13 protein-coding genes are annotated in these 15,116 nt (G+C 67.4%); 1 reads left to right on the top strand and 12 read right to left on the bottom strand.

Annotated features, from left to right (window positions below; all coding sequences use genetic code 11):
* Position 1 precedes the first annotated feature (1 nt).
* From ACYVH8_RS01530 to ACYVH8_RS01500, 7 genes are all read right to left on the bottom strand, one after another.
* A complete protein-coding gene (locus ACYVH8_RS01530) occupies positions 2–907 on the bottom strand; it encodes a hydroxymethylglutaryl-CoA lyase (RefSeq protein WP_460487112.1) in 906 nt (301 codons plus the stop codon).
* A gap of 22 nt (positions 908–929) precedes the next feature.
* The gene (locus tag ACYVH8_RS01525; RefSeq protein WP_460487111.1) at positions 930–1,850 is read right to left on the bottom strand and encodes a 2-hydroxyacid dehydrogenase; all 921 of its coding nucleotides are present in this window, start codon (positions 1,848–1,850) and stop codon (positions 930–932) included.
* 36 nt (positions 1,851–1,886) lie between these two features.
* Entirely contained in the window at positions 1,887–4,025 is a 2,139-nt protein-coding gene (locus tag ACYVH8_RS01520) for an acetyl/propionyl/methylcrotonyl-CoA carboxylase subunit alpha (protein ID WP_460487110.1), read from the bottom strand.
* Positions 4,018–4,704, bottom strand: coding sequence for a dethiobiotin synthase (gene bioD, locus ACYVH8_RS01515; protein ID WP_460487109.1), 687 nt, complete (start codon positions 4,702–4,704; stop codon positions 4,018–4,020). Before bioD ends, ACYVH8_RS01520 begins: the two co-directional genes overlap by 8 nt.
* Positions 4,704–5,900: an 8-amino-7-oxononanoate synthase gene (gene bioF, locus ACYVH8_RS01510; protein ID WP_460487108.1), complete on the bottom strand. Its 1,197-nt coding sequence runs from the start codon at positions 5,898–5,900 to the stop codon at positions 4,704–4,706. Before bioF ends, bioD begins: the two co-directional genes overlap by 1 nt.
* Complete coding sequence (gene bioA / locus ACYVH8_RS01505) at positions 5,897–7,252, bottom strand: adenosylmethionine--8-amino-7-oxononanoate transaminase (protein ID WP_460487107.1); 1,356 nt, start codon at positions 7,250–7,252, stop codon at positions 5,897–5,899. The genes bioF and bioA overlap by 4 nt, the downstream gene beginning before the upstream one ends.
* Positions 7,253–7,576: 324 nt before the next feature.
* Positions 7,577–9,184, bottom strand: coding sequence for a carboxyl transferase domain-containing protein (locus ACYVH8_RS01500; protein ID WP_460487106.1), 1,608 nt, complete (start codon positions 9,182–9,184; stop codon positions 7,577–7,579).
* A 190-nt stretch (positions 9,185–9,374) separates the two neighbouring features.
* Between ACYVH8_RS01500 and ACYVH8_RS01495 the strand changes: the two genes are divergently transcribed.
* Complete coding sequence (locus ACYVH8_RS01495; RefSeq protein ID WP_460487105.1) at positions 9,375–11,540, top strand: putative bifunctional diguanylate cyclase/phosphodiesterase; 2,166 nt, start codon at positions 9,375–9,377, stop codon at positions 11,538–11,540.
* Here ACYVH8_RS01495 and ACYVH8_RS01490 read toward each other — a convergent pair.
* Genes ACYVH8_RS01490 through ACYVH8_RS01470 form a run of 5 tightly spaced genes read right to left on the bottom strand, consistent with a single transcriptional unit; the run spans position 11,537 to position 15,059 of the window.
* On the bottom strand, positions 11,537–12,187 hold the full coding sequence (locus ACYVH8_RS01490) for an HAD family hydrolase (protein ID WP_460487104.1): 651 nt from the start codon (positions 12,185–12,187) through the stop codon (positions 11,537–11,539). The genes ACYVH8_RS01495 and ACYVH8_RS01490 overlap by 4 nt on opposite strands.
* Entirely contained in the window at positions 12,184–12,564 is a 381-nt protein-coding gene (locus tag ACYVH8_RS01485) for a YchJ family protein (RefSeq protein ID WP_460487103.1), read from the bottom strand. The genes ACYVH8_RS01490 and ACYVH8_RS01485 overlap by 4 nt, the downstream gene beginning before the upstream one ends.
* A gap of 3 nt (positions 12,565–12,567) precedes the next feature.
* Entirely contained in the window at positions 12,568–12,984 is a 417-nt protein-coding gene (locus ACYVH8_RS01480) for a rhodanese-like domain-containing protein (RefSeq protein WP_460487102.1), read from the bottom strand.
* Positions 12,985–13,006: 22 nt separating this feature from the next.
* On the bottom strand, positions 13,007–13,894 hold the full coding sequence (locus ACYVH8_RS01475; RefSeq protein ID WP_460487101.1) for an amidohydrolase family protein: 888 nt from the start codon (positions 13,892–13,894) through the stop codon (positions 13,007–13,009).
* Between the two features lie 37 nt (positions 13,895–13,931).
* Positions 13,932–15,059 carry an acyl-CoA dehydrogenase family protein gene (locus ACYVH8_RS01470; protein ID WP_460487100.1) on the bottom strand — a complete coding sequence of 376 codons (1,128 nt, stop codon included), beginning with the start codon at positions 15,057–15,059 and terminating at the stop codon, positions 13,932–13,934.
* Positions 15,060–15,116 lie beyond the last annotated feature (57 nt).

Here is a 15,116-nt window from a genome sequence, read left to right as displayed (position 1 = left end):
ATCAGGCGCGCTTGTTCAGCAGGGCCGTGGCCGCGCGCGAATTCGGCTTGCGCTGCAGGAAGTCGCTGATGTACTTGCCGGCGTCGACCAGCGGGTCCAGGTCGATGCCGGTGTCGATGTCCATGCCGCGCAGCATATAGACCACGTCTTCGGTGGCCACGTTGCCCGTCGCACCCTTGGCATAGGGACAGCCGCCCAGGCCGGCCACGGAGGACTGGAAATTCCAGACCCCCATCTCCAGCGCAGCGTAGGTGTTGGACAGCGCCTGGCCGTAGGTGTCGTGGAAATGGCCCGAGATGTCGTCGATACCGAAGTGCGCCAGCGTCGCCTCGATCGCGCGACGGACCTTGATCGGCGTGCCCACGCCTATGGTGTCGGCCACGTCCACCCGCTGCACGCCGATGCCCTTCATCAGCCCGGCCAGCATGCCCACCCGCTCGGGCGCAACCTCACCCTCGTAGGGACAACCCACGGTGCAGCTCATGGCGCCGCGCACCCGGATGCCCGCCGCAAGCGCGGCCTCCACCACGGGTGCAAAACGCTCGATGCTTTCGGCGATCGAGCAGTTGATGTTCTTCTGGCTGAACAGCTCGCTGGCCGCGCCGAAGACCACGATCTCGTCGGGCCTGGACAGCACCGCGGCCTCGTAACCCTTCATGTTCGGCACCAGCACCGAGTAGCGCACACCCGCCTGGCGCGTGATGCCCGCCATGACCTCGGCGTTGTCACCCATCTGCGGCACCCACTTCGGTGCCACGAAGCTGGTGACCTCGATCTCCCTGAGGCCGGCCGCCTGCAGGCGCTGCACCAGCCCGATCTTGACGGCCGCCGGCACGGGCTGCTTTTCGTTCTGCAGGCCGTCACGCGGACCGACATCGATCAGTTGGACGCGGGTGGGCAGGTTCATAGTCTTCTCTCGGATGAAGTGTTCAGTATCCCTTGTGGTGGTCAACCACGCCGGCAACAGGTTTTCCCTGCCCCAGGGCCATGATCTTGCCCGCAATCTGCGCCACGCTCTCGTCGCGCAGGGTGCGCGCCGAGGTGTGCGGCGTGACCACGATCTTCGGATGGCGCCAGTAGGGGTGGTCGGCCGGCAAGGGCTCCTTCTGGAACACGTCCAGCGTGGCGCCGGCCAGGTGGCCGCTGTCGATCAGCGGGATCAGGTCGTCTTCCACCAGGTGCGCGCCGCGCGCCACATTGATCACATAAGCACCGGGCTGCAGTTGCGCCAGGGTCTCTCGGTTCATGATGCCGCGGGTTTCTTCGGTCAAGGGCAGCAGACAGACCAGCACCCTGGTTCCGGCCAGGAAGTCGGCGAACTGCGCCTCACCTGCGTAACAACGCACACCCGGCAGTTCCTTGGGGGAACGGCTCCAGCCCCGCACCGGGAATTCGAACTGCTGCACGGCGCGCGCCACGCGCTGGCCCAGCACGCCCAGGCCCATGATGCCCACGGGGAAGTCCTCGCGCAGGCGGGGTTTGCGGAAGGACCACTTGTTTTGCGCCACATCGGCCGCGTAGGCGTCGAACTCGCGGAAGTGGCGGATCAGCGCGTGCGTCACGTACTCGGCCATCTGCACCGACATGCCGGCATCGTCCAGGCGCACCAGCTTCGTCTGGGGCGGCAACCTGAGTTGTGTCAGCGCATCCACGCCCGCGCCGATATTGAACAGGGCCTTGATCTGCGGCTGCTCGTCGAGGAATGTTTGCGGCGGCGCCCAGACCACGGCGTAGTCGGCCGGGCCGGCGCCCGGGGCCCAGACCTCGATCTCGGCCTGCGGCAGCGCGGTGCGCAGCGCGGCCAGCCAGGGCTCGGCCTTGAAATCGGTGCAACAGAAATAGATCTTCATGGGTACGAGCTTAGCGGCAGATACCTGCTGGACCGGTCACGCGGCCGACAGCTTCAGCAACTCCGCGCCCTCGGCCACCTGGTCACCCGGGGCATACAGCAGCTCGGCCACCACGCCCTCGGCCGGCGCGGCTATCGTGTGCTCCATCTTCATGGCCTCCATCACGGCCAGCACCTGGCCCTTGCTCACCTTGTCGCCGGCCTTGACCGCGAAAGACACCACCTTGCCCGGCATGGGGGCCGTCAGGCGGCCGCCTTCGGCCTGCGCTTCACCCGCATGGGCCAGCGCGTCCAGCACCGTGATCTGCGTGGCGCCCTGGGGCGTGAACACATGGGCCACCTCGCCGCTGCGCAGGACCTGCACCATCACACGCAGGCCGGCGTAGTGCAGAACGATGCCGTCCCCGCTGCGGCTGAACTGCAGCGCGGCCCCCGCCTCTTCCACCCGCAGCTGCAAGGCCCCGTCGTGCAGATAGGTCAGCACCGCCGTGTGCTGCTCACCATGGAACTCCAGATCGAAGTAGCGCTGTGTCAGGCCGTGCGAACGCCAGCCGTCGCGCCGCGCCCAGGGGTCGACCCAGCCCGTCGACTGTGCGGCATCCTGTTCCTGCAGCAGCGTGTGCGCCACCACGGCGGCAGCGGCCAGGGGCAGGCCCACCTTCTCCTGATCGAACAGAACGGCGGCCTCGCGCACGATCAGCGCGGTGTCCAGATGGCCTTCAGCAAAGGAACGGCTGCCCACCACATGGCGCAGGAACTGCACATTGGTCTGCAGGCCCACGATGCGCGTGGCCGCCAGCGCGGCGTCGAGCCGGGCCAGGGCCTGCTCGCGTGTGTCGCCGTGCACGATGAGCTTGGCAACCATGGAGTCGTAATAGGGACTGATGGCGTCGCCTTCGCACACGCCGGAGTCGATGCGCGGCAGCGCGCTGGCATGCCCCTCACCCCCGCCCTCTCCCCAGCGGGGCGAGGGAGATTGGAACGCCGCGTGCTCCGGCCACTGGCAGACCTGCAGCGTACCGGTAGCCGGCAGGAATTGTTTGTCGGGGTTCTCGGCGCAGATGCGCGCCTCGATGGCATGGCCGCTGATCTTGAGTTGCTCCTGCTTGAGCGGCAGCGGCTGACCCGCCGCCACGCGCAGTTGCCACTCGACGAGGTCCAGGCCTGTGATGGCTTCGGTCACCGGGTGCTCCACCTGCAAGCGCGTGTTCATCTCCATGAAATAGAAGGCCCCCGCGCTTGCCGCTGCGCGTACTGCGCTGCCCCCCGAGGGAGCCTTCGCGCCTTGGGGCGGCCCGGCGGCGCTCAAGTCTTCTGCCTCGAACGCTTCCCTGCCCGTCTCCACGATGAATTCCACCGTCCCCGCGCCCACGTAGTTCACGGCGCGCGCCGCGGCCACGGCGGCCCGGCCCATCTGTTGTCTTAGCTCGGGTGTCATGCCGGGCGCCGGGGCTTCTTCCAGCACCTTCTGGTGGCGGCGCTGCACCGAGCAGTCGCGCTCGAAGAGGTAGACGCAGTTGCCCTGCGTGTCGCCAAAGACCTGGATCTCGATGTGGCGCGGGCGCTGCACGTATTTCTCGATCAGCACCGCGGCATCGCCAAAGCTGTGGATGGCCTCGCGCTGGCAGGAAGCGAGTGCGGCCGCAAAGTCGGCGCTTTTCTCCACCACCCGCATGCCCTTGCCACCACCGCCCGCGCTGGCCTTGATCAGCACGGGGTAGCCGATGCGGTCGGCCTCTTTCTGCAGCAGCTTGCCGTCCTGGTCGGCGCCGTGGTAACCCGGCACCAGGGGCACCCCGGCCTCGCCCATCAGGCGCTTGGATTCGGCTTTCAGGCCCATGGCCTGGATGGCCGCGGCCGGCGGACCGATGAAGACCAGCCCGGCCTGGGCACAGGCCTGGGCAAAGGCCTCGTTCTCGCTGAGGAAGCCATAACCCGGGTGGATGGCCTGCGCACCCGTGGCCTGGGCCGCCTCGATGATGCGCTCCCAGCGCAGATAACTCTCGGCCGGCGCGCTGCCGCCGATGTGCACCGCCTCGTCGCAGACAGCCACGTGCTTGGCGTTGGTATCGGCATCGGAATAGACCGCCACCGTCTGGATGCCCATGCGCCGGGCAGTCGCAGCCACCCGGCAGGCGATCTCCCCGCGATTGGCGATCAATATCTTCTTAAACATGTTTCACCTTTCCCAGATCCAGGTAGGCCGCTGCAGCAGCGGCTGTCGCTGGTTCAAGCCGCGGCACATGGCCGAGCAGCGGGGCGGAAATGCGCGCAGATATCGCTTCGATATTGCCGTCCCTGTGGACCATGGCCGGGTCCACGGTGTTGGCCACCCAGCCGGCCAGCTTGAGCCCGCGCGATGCAATCGCCTCTGCCGTCAGCAGGGCATGGTTGATGCAGCCCAGGCGCAGGCCCACGACCAGCACCACGGGCAGGCCCAACTGGCGGGCCAGGTCCGAGGTGTCGTAACCATGGGTCAGCGGCACCCGCCAGCCGCCCACGCCCTCGACCACCACGGCCTCGGCCTGGGCGCGCACCTGCTCGTAGCTGGCAATGATGCGGCGCGGCTCGATCAGCACGCATTCCAGCGCCGCCGCGATGTGAGGTGCGGCCGGCGTGCGCAGCAGGTAAGGGGTGGTCAGTTCACGCGGCAGCTTGAGCGGCGCGGCAGCGTGCAGAAAATCCACGTCCTCGTTGTGCCAGACGCCGTCGCGCAAATCGGCCCCCGCGGCGATGGGTTTCATGCCGGCCGCACGCACCCCGGCGGCCCCCAGGGCGTGCAGCAGGGCACCGCTGATCAGAGTCTTGCCGATCTCGGTGTCGGTGCCGGTGACGAAGCAGGAGAAGGTGGGCATCAGGTTTCTTTCGCAAGCGTGTGCAGGGCGTGGAGCAGGCGCGCCACGTCGTCGTGGGTGTGGGCCGCCGACAGCGTGATACGCAGGCGCGCCGTGCCGGCCGGCACCGTGGGCGCACGGATGGCCGAGACCCAGAGGCCCTGGTCCAGCAGGGCCTGCGCGGCGGCCAGCACCTCGGCATTGCCGCCGATCACCAGCGGCTGGATGGGCGTGGCCGAAGCCAGGTGCGACCAGCCCGCGCGCACCGGCATGGCCGAGACCTGGTGGCGCAGCAGGTCCAGTTGTGCGCGGCGCTGCCGCCCTTCCCGGCTGTCGATCAGGGCGATGCTGGTCAGCAGGGCATGGGCCAGCGCCGGCGCGGCAGCGGTCGTGTAGATATAGGGCCGGGCGCGCTGCACCAGCCAGTCGGTGACGGTTTCGTGCGCGGCGACAAAAGCACCACTGACGCCCGCGGCCTTGCCCAGCGTGCCCATATAGACCAGCTGCGGTGAACGCAAATTGAAATGCTCCAGCGCGCCGCGGCCGTTCTCGCCCAAGACGCCAAAACCATGCGCGTCGTCCACCACGAGCCAGGCGCCGTGGCGCTCGCACAGGGCCAGCAGAGCCGGCAACGGGGCGATATCGCCGTCCATGCTGAAGACGCTGTCGCTGACCACGATCTTGGTCTTGGCGTTGCTGGCAACCAGCGCCGTTTCCAGCGCGCCTACATCGTTGTGCGCGTAGACCGTGACCTTGGCGCGCGCCAGGCGCGTGCCGTCGATGATGGAGGCGTGGTTCAGCGCGTCGGAAAAGATCTCGGCCTCACCCGGCGTCGTCGCGACCAGCGCCGTGAGCACCGCCAGATTGGCCATGTAGCCGGTGCTGAAGTAGAGCGCGCGTGCGCGTTCCAGATGCGGCGCCTCGAAAGCAGCCAGACGCTCTTCGAGCTCCTCATGGGCTTTCGAGTGCCCGCTGACCAGGTGCGAGGCGCCGCTGCCGGCGCCGTAAAGACGCACGCCCTCCTGCATCGCCGCGGCGATGCGCGCATCGGCCGCCAGCCCCAGGTAGTCGTTGCTGTTGAAACTCAGTACACGCTGCCCGTCCACCAGGACCTCAGGCGCGCAGGCGGTCTCGGCCGTGCGGCGGCGGCGACGCAGCCCCTGCGCGTCGAGCTGGTCGATCTGCGCCTGCAGCGTGTCGATCATCTGGAATCTCATGCCATCACCTCCTCGAAGGTGGCGCGCGTGCGCTCGGCCAGCAGGGTGATCTCTTCGTCGTTCAGGATGTAGGGCGGCATCAGATACACCGTGCGGCCGATGGGACGCAGCAGCAGACCGCGCTGCAGGGCGGTGGTGAAGAAACGGCGCGAGAAGGTCGCGGCCCGGGTCGGGTCATCGATGGCGGCGTCGAAGGCCCAGATCATGCCGCGCTGGCGGAAATGCAGCACACGCTCATCGGCGGCCAGCGGCGCCAGCGCGGCGCTGAGCTTCTGCGCCTTCACACGGTTCGTCACCAGCACATCGTCCTGGGCAAAGATGTCCAGCGTGGCCAGCGCGGCGCGGCAGGCCAGCGGGTTGCCGGTGTAGGAATGAGAATGCAGGAAACCGCGGGTGACGTCGGCATCGTAGAAGGCCTGGTAGATGGCCTCGCGCGTCATCACCAGCGACAGCGGCAGGTAACCGCCGCTGATGCCCTTGGACAGGCAGACAAAGTCGGGCCACATCTGCCGCCCATCTTTTCCGGCCTGCTCGCAGGCGAAGAAACTGCCGGTGCGGCCGCAGCCCACGGCAATCTCGTCGGCGATCAGATGCACCTGGTGCCTGTCACACAAGGCGCGCACCAGCCGCAGGTACTCGGGGTCGTGCATGGCCATGCCGGTGGCGCACTGCACCAGGGGCTCGATGATGACCGCGGCCACCTTGCCGGCGCGCTCCTGCAGCAGCTCGTCCAGGGCATGGGCGGCGCGGCGCGCCACATCCTCTGCGCTCTCGCCAGGCTGGGCCAGCCGCGCATCGGGCGAGGCGACCACATGGGCGCGCTGGATCAACGGGCCATAGGCCTCACGGAACAGGGCCACATCGGTCACGCCCAGCGCACCGATGGTCTCGCCGTGGTAACTGCCCGCGAGGCAGACAAACTCCTGCTTCTGCGTCTGGCCGCTGTTGCGCCAGTAATGGAAGCTCATCTTGAGCGCGATCTCCACCGCCGAGGCGCCATCGGACGCATAAAAGCAATGGCCCAGCACGCCGCCGCTCAGCGCGCCCAGGCGCTCGGACAGTTCCACCACGGGCCGGTGCGTGAAGCCGGCCAGCATGGCGTGTTCCAGCTTGTCGAGCTGGTCTTTCAGCGCCGCGTTGATGCGCGGGTTGGCGTGGCCGAAGAGGTTGACCCACCAGGAGCTGATCGCGTCCAGGTACTCATGCCCCTGAACATCGACCAGCCAGGGACCACGCCCGTGGCTGACCGGGATCAGCGGGACGGTCTCGTGGTGCTGCATCTGGGTGCAGGGGTGCCAGACGCTGCGCAGGCTGCGCGCGACCCATTCGGAAGAGATGTCTTCAGCTTTCACTTCGATGCTGCTTTTGCTTTGTGCATGAGGGCCTGCATTCTGGCAGGCTAGGGCCTGCTCATGCCAATTTCGCAAGTGCGAACGGGGTTGAAACAGCGCCAATCTAGGCGCGCGACGACGCCCAGGCTGGCCGCCTGGGCGAGGAGTGCAACAACGAGTGGCGTGGTTTTCACCATGTTCCCTTCGGGTTGCGGCCAAAAAAGCCATGCGGGGTGTTGCGCGGACTGTGGCTGGGGGCTGCCCCGGCGGCGTCCACGCGCCTACCGCATGACTTTTTTGTTCCGCAACGCATCTTGTGAAATTGGCATGAACAGGCCCTAACCCTCACATCCTGAAAACGCCGAATTTGGTTTCTTCGATGGGGGCATTGAGCGCCGCGCTCAGCCCCAGCGCCAGCACGCGCCGTGTGTCGGCCGGGTCGATCACACCATCGTCCCACAGACGCGCCGTGGCGTAGTAGGGATGGCCCTGGTCTTCGTACTGCTGGCGGATCGGGGCCTTGAAGGCCTCCTCCTCCTGCACGCTCCATTGCCCGCCCTTGCCCTCGATGCCGTCGCGCTTGACGGTGGCCAGCACGCTGGCGGCCTGTTCGCCGCCCATGACGCTGATGCGCGCGTTGGGCCACATCCAGAGGAAACGCGGGCCGAAGGCGCGGCCGCACATGCCGTAGTTGCCGGCTCCAAAACTGCCGCCGATGATGACGGTGAACTTGGGCACCTGGGCGGTGGACACGGCCGTCACCATCTTGGCGCCGTTGCGCGCGATGCCCTCGTTTTCGTACTTGCGCCCCACCATGAAACCCGTGATGTTCTGCAGGAAGACCAGGGGGATCTTGCGCTGGCAGCAGAGTTCGATGAAGTGCGCGCCCTTGAGCGCGGACTCGCTGAACAGGATGCCGTTGTTGGCGATGATGCCCACGGGCAAACCCTCGATGCGCGCGAAACCCGTCACCAGCGTGCTGCCATAGCGCGCCTTGAACTCATCGAACTCCGAGCCGTCGACGATGCGCGCGATGATCTCGCGCACATCGAAGGGCTTGCGCGTGTCGGTCGGGATCACGCCGTAAAGCTCCTCGGCCGGGTAACGCGGCGGGCGGGGCTCGCTCACGGCCGGCGGCGGGGCCTTGCCGATGTTGAGGTTCTTCACCGAGGCGCGCGCCAGGGCCAGCGCGTGCAGGTCGTTCTGCGCCAGATGGTCGGCCACGCCGGAGAGGCGCGTGTGCACGTCGCCGCCGCCCAGGTCCTCGGCGCTCACCACCTCACCCGTGGCGGCCTTCACCAGCGGCGGCCCGCCCAGGAAGATGGTGCCCTGGTCCTTGACGATGATGGCCTCGTCGCTCATGGCCGGCACATAGGCGCCGCCGGCCGTGCAGGAGCCCATGACCACGGCGATCTGCGCCAGGCCCTGGGCGCTCATGTTGGCCTGGTTGTAGAAGATACGGCCGAAATGATCGCGGTCCGGAAACACCTCGTCCTGGTTGGGCAGGTTGGCGCCGCCGGAGTCCACGAGGTAGATGCAGGGCAGGCGGTTCTGCTGCGCGATCTCCTGCGCGCGCAGATGCTTCTTGACCGTCATGGGGTAATAGGTGCCGCCCTTCACGGTGGCGTCGTTGCAGACGATCATGCAGTCCACGCCGCTGACCCGGCCGATGCCGGCGATCAGGCCGGCGCAGGGCGCATCGCCCTTGTACATGTTGTAGGCCGCCAGCGGCGACAGCTCCAGGAAAGGCGTGCCGGGATCGAGCAGGCGCTGCACCCGCTCGCGCGGCAGCAGCTTGCCGCGGGCCGTGTGCTTGGCGCGCGCCGCCTCACCGCCGCCCTGGGCGACTTTTTCCACCTGGGCTTGCAGGTCGTCCACCACGGCGCGCATGGCGGTCGCGTTGGCCTGGAAGTCGGCCGAACGGGCGTTGAGCTGGGTTTCCAGAAGGGGCATGAAGGTGCTTTCTGAGGGCGACGGGGCCGGTCAGGCAGGCGCCCGTCTGATTGACGTTTACGTAAACGTCAATTGTGGCAGATTCGGGGCGCCCCTCCCCCCGGCAGGGCAGCGGGCGCACCACAGCGGTGCACCGGTGCCGGCATGGCGCTTGCTAACCATAACAGGTCAGCATCGAAAAAGCACCGCCATGTCCGTCCATCCCGCCCGCATCCGCCGCACCAGCCTGCTCAGCACGGGCGAGCTGGATCGGGCCCGCGTGCTCGACACCCTGGTCAACAACCTGGACGGCATGGCCTACCGCTGCCTGCACGACGCCAGCTGGCGCATGATCTTCGTCAGCCAGGGCTGCCTGGGTCTGACGGGCTACGCTCCGGCCGAACTGGTGCAGGACGCGGCCATCAGCTGGGAAGACATCACCCACCCGCTGGACCGCATCCGCGTGCGTTCGCAGATCGACACCGCGGTGCGCAGCGGCCAGCGCTTCACGGTGGAATACCGCATCACCACCCAGGCCGGGCAGATCAAGTGGGTGCACGAGCGCGGCATCGCCGTGCCCGACGAGCAGGGTGAACTGGTGATCGAGGGTTTCATCGAGGATGTCACGTCGCAGCGCGAAATGGCGCAGGCCCAGAAGGAGGCCGAGCTGCGCTACCGCAACATCTTCGAACACGCCTCCGAAGGCATCTTCCAGACCTCGATCGACGGCCGTTACCTGGCGGCCAACCCGGCCCTGGCCCGGCTCTACGGCTACGCCAGCCCCACGGCGCTGATGGCCGGCCTGGACGACATCGGTCGCCAGCTTTATGTGCGGGGCAGCCAGCGCGAACGTTTCCAGCAGCTCCTGGCCCAGCAGGGTGAGGTGCTCAACTTCGAGTCCGAGGTCTATCGCCAGGACGGCACCCGCATCTGGATCTCCGAGAACGCCCACGCCGTGCGCAACACCGGCGGACTCACCCTCTACTACGAGGGCACGGTGCAGGACATCTCGGAACGCAAGCGCTACCAGGAGGAGCTGGAGCGCCAGGCCAACCACGACATGCTCACCGGCCTGCCCAACCGCATCCTGCTGGCCGACCGCGTGGAACAGGGCATCGCGCGCGCGGCGCGCCTGGGGTATTTTCTCACCGTGGTCTTCATCGACCTGGACAACTTCAAGTTCATCAACGACAGCCTGGGACACGACGCGGGTGACGAGCTGCTCAAGGAAATCGCCAGCCGCCTGCGCCACTGCGTGCGCACCTCCGACACCGTGGCACGCCTGGGCGGAGACGAATTCGTGCTGCTGCTCGGTGACCACTTCCGCGCCAGCACCGTGATCTCGCAGCTGCGCCGTGTGCTGGCCGAGATCGGCCGCCCCGTCATGCTCTCGGGGCGCGAGTTCCATGTGGGCGCCAGCCTGGGCGTGGCCATGTCCCCGGGGGACGGCGAAGACCCGGCCAGCCTGCTCAAGCACGCCGACACCGCCATGTACGCCGCCAAGAACCGCGGCCGCAACAACTTCCAGTTCTTCACCAGCGAGCTCAACCGCGTGGCCGACGAGCGGCTCAACCTGGAGGCGGCGCTGCGCCAGGCCATCGAGCGCGATGAGTTCGAGGTGCACTACCAGCCCAAGGTGGACCATCGCCGCCGCATCGTCGGCGTGGAAGCCCTGGCCCGCTGGACCCACCCCGAGTACGGCCCCATCAGCCCGGACCGCTTCATTCCCATCGCCGAGGAAACCGGGCTCATCATGCCGCTGACCACGGCCATCCTGCGGCGTGCCTTCGCCGCCGCGCGCGGCTGGAACCAGCGCCTGCCCTCGCCCCTGCACGTGGCCGTGAATCTTTCACCGCGGCTCTTCCTCAGCGGCGACATCGTGGCCCACGTGGCCGGCCTGCTGCAGGAAGCCCAGCTGACGCCCGCCCTGGTGGAGCTGGAGATCACCGAAACCGTCTTCATGGGCGACAGCGACCACATCGTCGCCACCCTGGGCCATTTCAAGGCCCTGGGCGTGCAACTGGCCATGGACGACTTCGGCACCGGTTACTCCGCGCTCAGTTATCTGCGCCGTTTCCCGCTGGACATCATCAAGATCGACCGCTCCCTGGTCACCGGCATCGAACACGAGGAAGAGGTGGCCATGATCGCGCGCGCCGTGATCTCCCTGGGCCAGAGCCTGCGCAAGACCGTGGTGGCCGAGGGCGTGGAGAACCAGGCGCAGTTCGACTTCCTGCGCTACCAGGGCTGCCACGAATTCCAGGGTTATCTGCTGTCGCGCCCCCTGCCTCAGGCGGCCATGACACGCCTGCTCGAAGGCGGCGGCGTGATACCGGCCCCGGCGCGACCAACCTCGGGTTTTACGCCTTTGGCTTAAGCCAGCAGCGCGGGCAGCTGCGCCATGTCGCTGAACACTGCGGCCACCCCGGCCCGCAGGAAAGGTTCAGCCTCGCCCTGCGGCACATAGGCCAGCACCGTGGCGCCGGCGGCCAGCCCGGCGGCGGTGCCGATCAGCGTGTCCTCCACCACGGCGCAGCGCTGCGGCGGCGCCGACAGTGCGGCCGCAGCGGCCAGATAAACATCCGGGTGCGGCTTGGAACGCGGCATCTCGTGACCGCTGAAGATGCGGCCCTCGAAGTAGCCGTGCAGGCCCACCTTGCGCAGCTGCAGCTCGACCTTGTGGCGATCGGCCCCCGAGGCGCAGGCGATGCGCGCGTCCAGCCGTTCGTGGACTTCATGCACGGCGGCCCGTGCGTTGGTCACGATGCGCAGCTCACTCTCCAGCGCGGCGTTGCGGCGTTCACGGAACTCGGTCAGCCAGGCTTCCGTCAGCGGCCGGCCGGTCTCACGTTCGATGCGCTCACGCTCGTCGCGCACCATCTTGCCGATGAAGATGCGCATGCACTCAGCCTCGGTCAGATGCCAGCCGCGCTCGGCCAGCATGTCGCGCAGCACCCCGTTCACGATGGGTTCGGAATCGACCAGCACCCCGTCGCAATCGAACAGAACGGCATCGAATCTCACAACCAGTCTCCCTCCACGTAATACCAGCGGCCCTCTTCACGCACGAAGCGGCTGCGTTCGTGCAGGCGCACGGCGCGGCCGCTCCTGTCACGCTGGCGCGCGACAAACTCCACCGCGGCGTGAGCCTCATCGACCACTTTGAAATCCCGCACCTCCAGCCCCAGCCACTTCACGCCGGGATCGAAACTGATCTTCGAGGGTCGTTTGCTCTCGTGCCAGGTGGCCAGCAGGTAGTCGGCACGCTCCAGCACAAAGGCGCTGTAACGCGAACGCATCAGGGCTTCGGCGTCCGGCGCAGGCCGGCCGGGGAAATCCTCCACGCAAGGGCCGCAGCACCGCGCATAAGGCAGGGACCGGCCGCAGGGGCAGTCACTCACGCCTCAGCCGCCCTTCTTCGCCTTGCGCTCTTCCAGCGTCTCGGTCGGCCCGCCCAGCCTGACCCATTCGGCGTAGCCGCCCTCGATGTGCGAGACATTCGTCATGCCCATGTCCTGCAGGGTCTTGGCGGCCAGCGCGCTGCGCCAGCCGGCGCCGCAGAACAGGATGAAGTGCTTGCTCTCGTCGGCCCACATGGGCTTGTGGTAGGGCGATTCGGGGTCCACCCAGAACTCCAGCATGCAGCGCGGCGCGTGCGTGCTGCCGGTGACGGTGCCTTCCTTGAGTTCGCGCACGTCGCGGATGTCGACGATCTGCACCTTCGGGTCGTCCAGCATGGCCAGCACCTCGGGAACGGTGCGGGTCTGGACCTGGACCATGGCCTCGTCGACGAGGGCGCGGAATCCTTTGGTGATGGGCATGGCGGGTCTCCTGAAGTGGGGTTCAGTCTGCCAGGCGGTACACGCGCGCAGCCGTGCCCCCGAAGATATCGGCCTGCTCGGCCGGCGGCAAGTGCTGCACGGCGGCGCGGTGCGCCGCGATCAGGCTGGCGTGGTCGGTCCAGAGTTTCTCGATGGGGAAGTTGGAGCCGTACATGCAACGCTGCGCGCCGAAAAAGGTCACGGTCTGCTCCACGACCATGGCGATATGCGCCGGATCATTACGCTGCAGGAAGGTGCCAAGGCCCGAGAGCTTGACGTGCACATTGCGCTGCGCCATCAGCTTGCCCAAGCCCTCGCGCCAGGCCCGCAGGCCCACCGGCGAGGTGTCGGCCAGCATGCCGGCGTGGACCAGGATGAAGTTCACCTTCGGGTTCGCGGCCGCCAGATGGGCGGCATCGGCCATCTGGCCGGCGAAGACCTGCAGGTCGAAGCTGTAGCCATAGTCGGCGAGATGCCCGATATTGCGGCTCAGCACGGGGCTGCGCACCTGCTCGGGCCCGGGCGCGTAGCGGTAGAGCGGGTTCTCGTGCCAGTGCAGTTGCATGCGCACGCCGCGCACCAGCGGGTAGCGCTTCAAACGGTCGAGCTGCGGCCGCACGTCGGAGGCCAGCATGTCGGCATAAGCCACCATGGCCTGCGGCCAACCGGTACGGTGCGACTCGGCCTGCACCCAGGCGGCTTCCTGCTCGAACTGCGCCGACGGCCAGTTGGTCTGCACGTAGACGGACTGCGTGATGCCCGATCCGGCCTGATCGGCCAGGAACTCTTCCACCGGGTAGTCGCGGCGGATGGCCTCGTAAGGCCCGAAGACGCGTGGCACCATGGGGCCCTGCAGCCAGGGCAGATCCTGCTGGCGCCAGATGTGGTGATGGGCGTCGATGATTTTCATGGTTCTCCTCGTTCTGGGAGAAGTATGAGGCTCAAACTTAAAGTGCGCGCTGGATCAGTATTTTCTGCACGTCGCTGGTGCCTTCGTAGATCTGGCAGACACGCACATCGCGGTAGATGCGCTCGACGGGGAAATCCTTCACATAACCATAACCGCCCAGGGTCTGGATGGCGGCGCTGCAGACCTGCTCGGCCATCTCGCTCGCAAAGAGCTTGGCCATGGCGGCTTCCTTGAGGCAGGGACGACCGGCGTCGCGCAGGGCGGCGGCGTGCCAGGTCAGCTGGCGCGCCGCCTCGATTTTCGTGGCGCACTCGGCCAGGCGGAAACCCACCGCCTGGTGGTTGAAGATGGGCTGACCAAAACTCTCGCGCTCCTTGGCGTACTGGATCGCCACCTCCAGCGCACTGCGCGCCATGCCTATGCTTTGCGAGGCGATGCCGACGCGCCCGCCCTCCAGCCCGCCGAGCGCTATTCTGTAGCCCTCGCCCTCGGCGCCGATCAGGTTCTCGGCCGGGATGCGGCAGTTCTCGAAATTGATCTGCGCGGTGTCGCTGCTGTGCTGGCCGAGTTTCTCTTCCAGGCGGGCCACCACATAACCGGGCGCATCGGTGGGCACGAGGAAAGCGCTCATGCCCTTCTTGCCCGCGCCCTTGTCGGTCACGGCGATCACGATGGCCACCTGCCCGTGCTTGCCGCTGGTGATGAACTGCTTGACGCCATTGAGCACATAAGCGTCGCCATTGCGCTGGGCCGTGGTGCGCAGGCCCGAGGCGTCCGAACCCACGTGCGGCTCGGTCAGGCAGAAGGCGCCCAGCATCTCGCCGCGCGCCAGCGGCGCCAGCCACTTGGCTTTTTGCTGTGCGTTGCCGTGTTTCATGAGGATGGCGTTGACCGGGCAGTTGGTCACGCTGATGGCCGTGCTGGTGCCGCCATCCCCCGCCGCGATCTCTTCCAGCACCAGCGAGAGGCTCAGGTAATCCAGCCCCGCGCCGCCCAGTTCCTCGGGTACGCAGATGCCGTAAGCCCCCAGCGCGGCCAGGCCGCGATGCACCTCATGCGGGAAGTGGCGCTCACTGTCCCAGCGCGCGGCGTGCGGCCAGAGCTCGGCACGCGCGAAGTCGCGTACCGCATCGCGGATCATTTCCTGGTCGGGGGTCAGCAGCATGGCAGGCCAGCTTCAATTGACGTTGACGTAGACGTCAATTATGCCGGCCCGCGCCCG

The organism is Curvibacter fontanus (assembly GCF_054780335.1).
The sequence above is the reverse complement of the archived record's forward strand: the minus strand, read 5'-3'. Positions and strand labels throughout refer to the sequence as shown.

What these genes read in the sequence shown, in the direction of transcription:
- ACYVH8_RS01530 (WP_460487112.1), bottom strand. Translation starts at nt 907, where the DNA reads ATGAACCTGCCCACCCGCGTCCAACTGATCGATGTCGGTCCGCGTGAC.
- ACYVH8_RS01525 (WP_460487111.1), bottom strand. Translation starts at nt 1,850, where the DNA reads ATGAAGATCTATTTCTGTTGCACCGATTTCAAGGCCGAGCCCTGGCTG.
- ACYVH8_RS01520 (WP_460487110.1), bottom strand. Translation starts at nt 4,025, where the DNA reads ATGTTTAAGAAGATATTGATCGCCAATCGCGGGGAGATCGCCTGCCGG.
- bioD (WP_460487109.1), bottom strand. Translation starts at nt 4,704, where the DNA reads ATGCCCACCTTCTCCTGCTTCGTCACCGGCACCGACACCGAGATCGGC.
- bioF (WP_460487108.1), bottom strand. Translation starts at nt 5,900, where the DNA reads ATGAGATTCCAGATGATCGACACGCTGCAGGCGCAGATCGACCAGCTC.
- ACYVH8_RS01500 (WP_460487106.1), bottom strand. Translation starts at nt 9,184, where the DNA reads ATGCCCCTTCTGGAAACCCAGCTCAACGCCCGTTCGGCCGACTTCCAG.
- ACYVH8_RS01495 (WP_460487105.1), top strand. Translation starts at nt 9,375, where the DNA reads ATGTCCGTCCATCCCGCCCGCATCCGCCGCACCAGCCTGCTCAGCACG.
- ACYVH8_RS01480 (WP_460487102.1), bottom strand. Translation starts at nt 12,984, where the DNA reads ATGCCCATCACCAAAGGATTCCGCGCCCTCGTCGACGAGGCCATGGTC.
- ACYVH8_RS01475 (WP_460487101.1), bottom strand. Translation starts at nt 13,894, where the DNA reads ATGAAAATCATCGACGCCCATCACCACATCTGGCGCCAGCAGGATCTG.
- ACYVH8_RS01470 (WP_460487100.1), bottom strand. Translation starts at nt 15,059, where the DNA reads ATGCTGCTGACCCCCGACCAGGAAATGATCCGCGATGCGGTACGCGAC.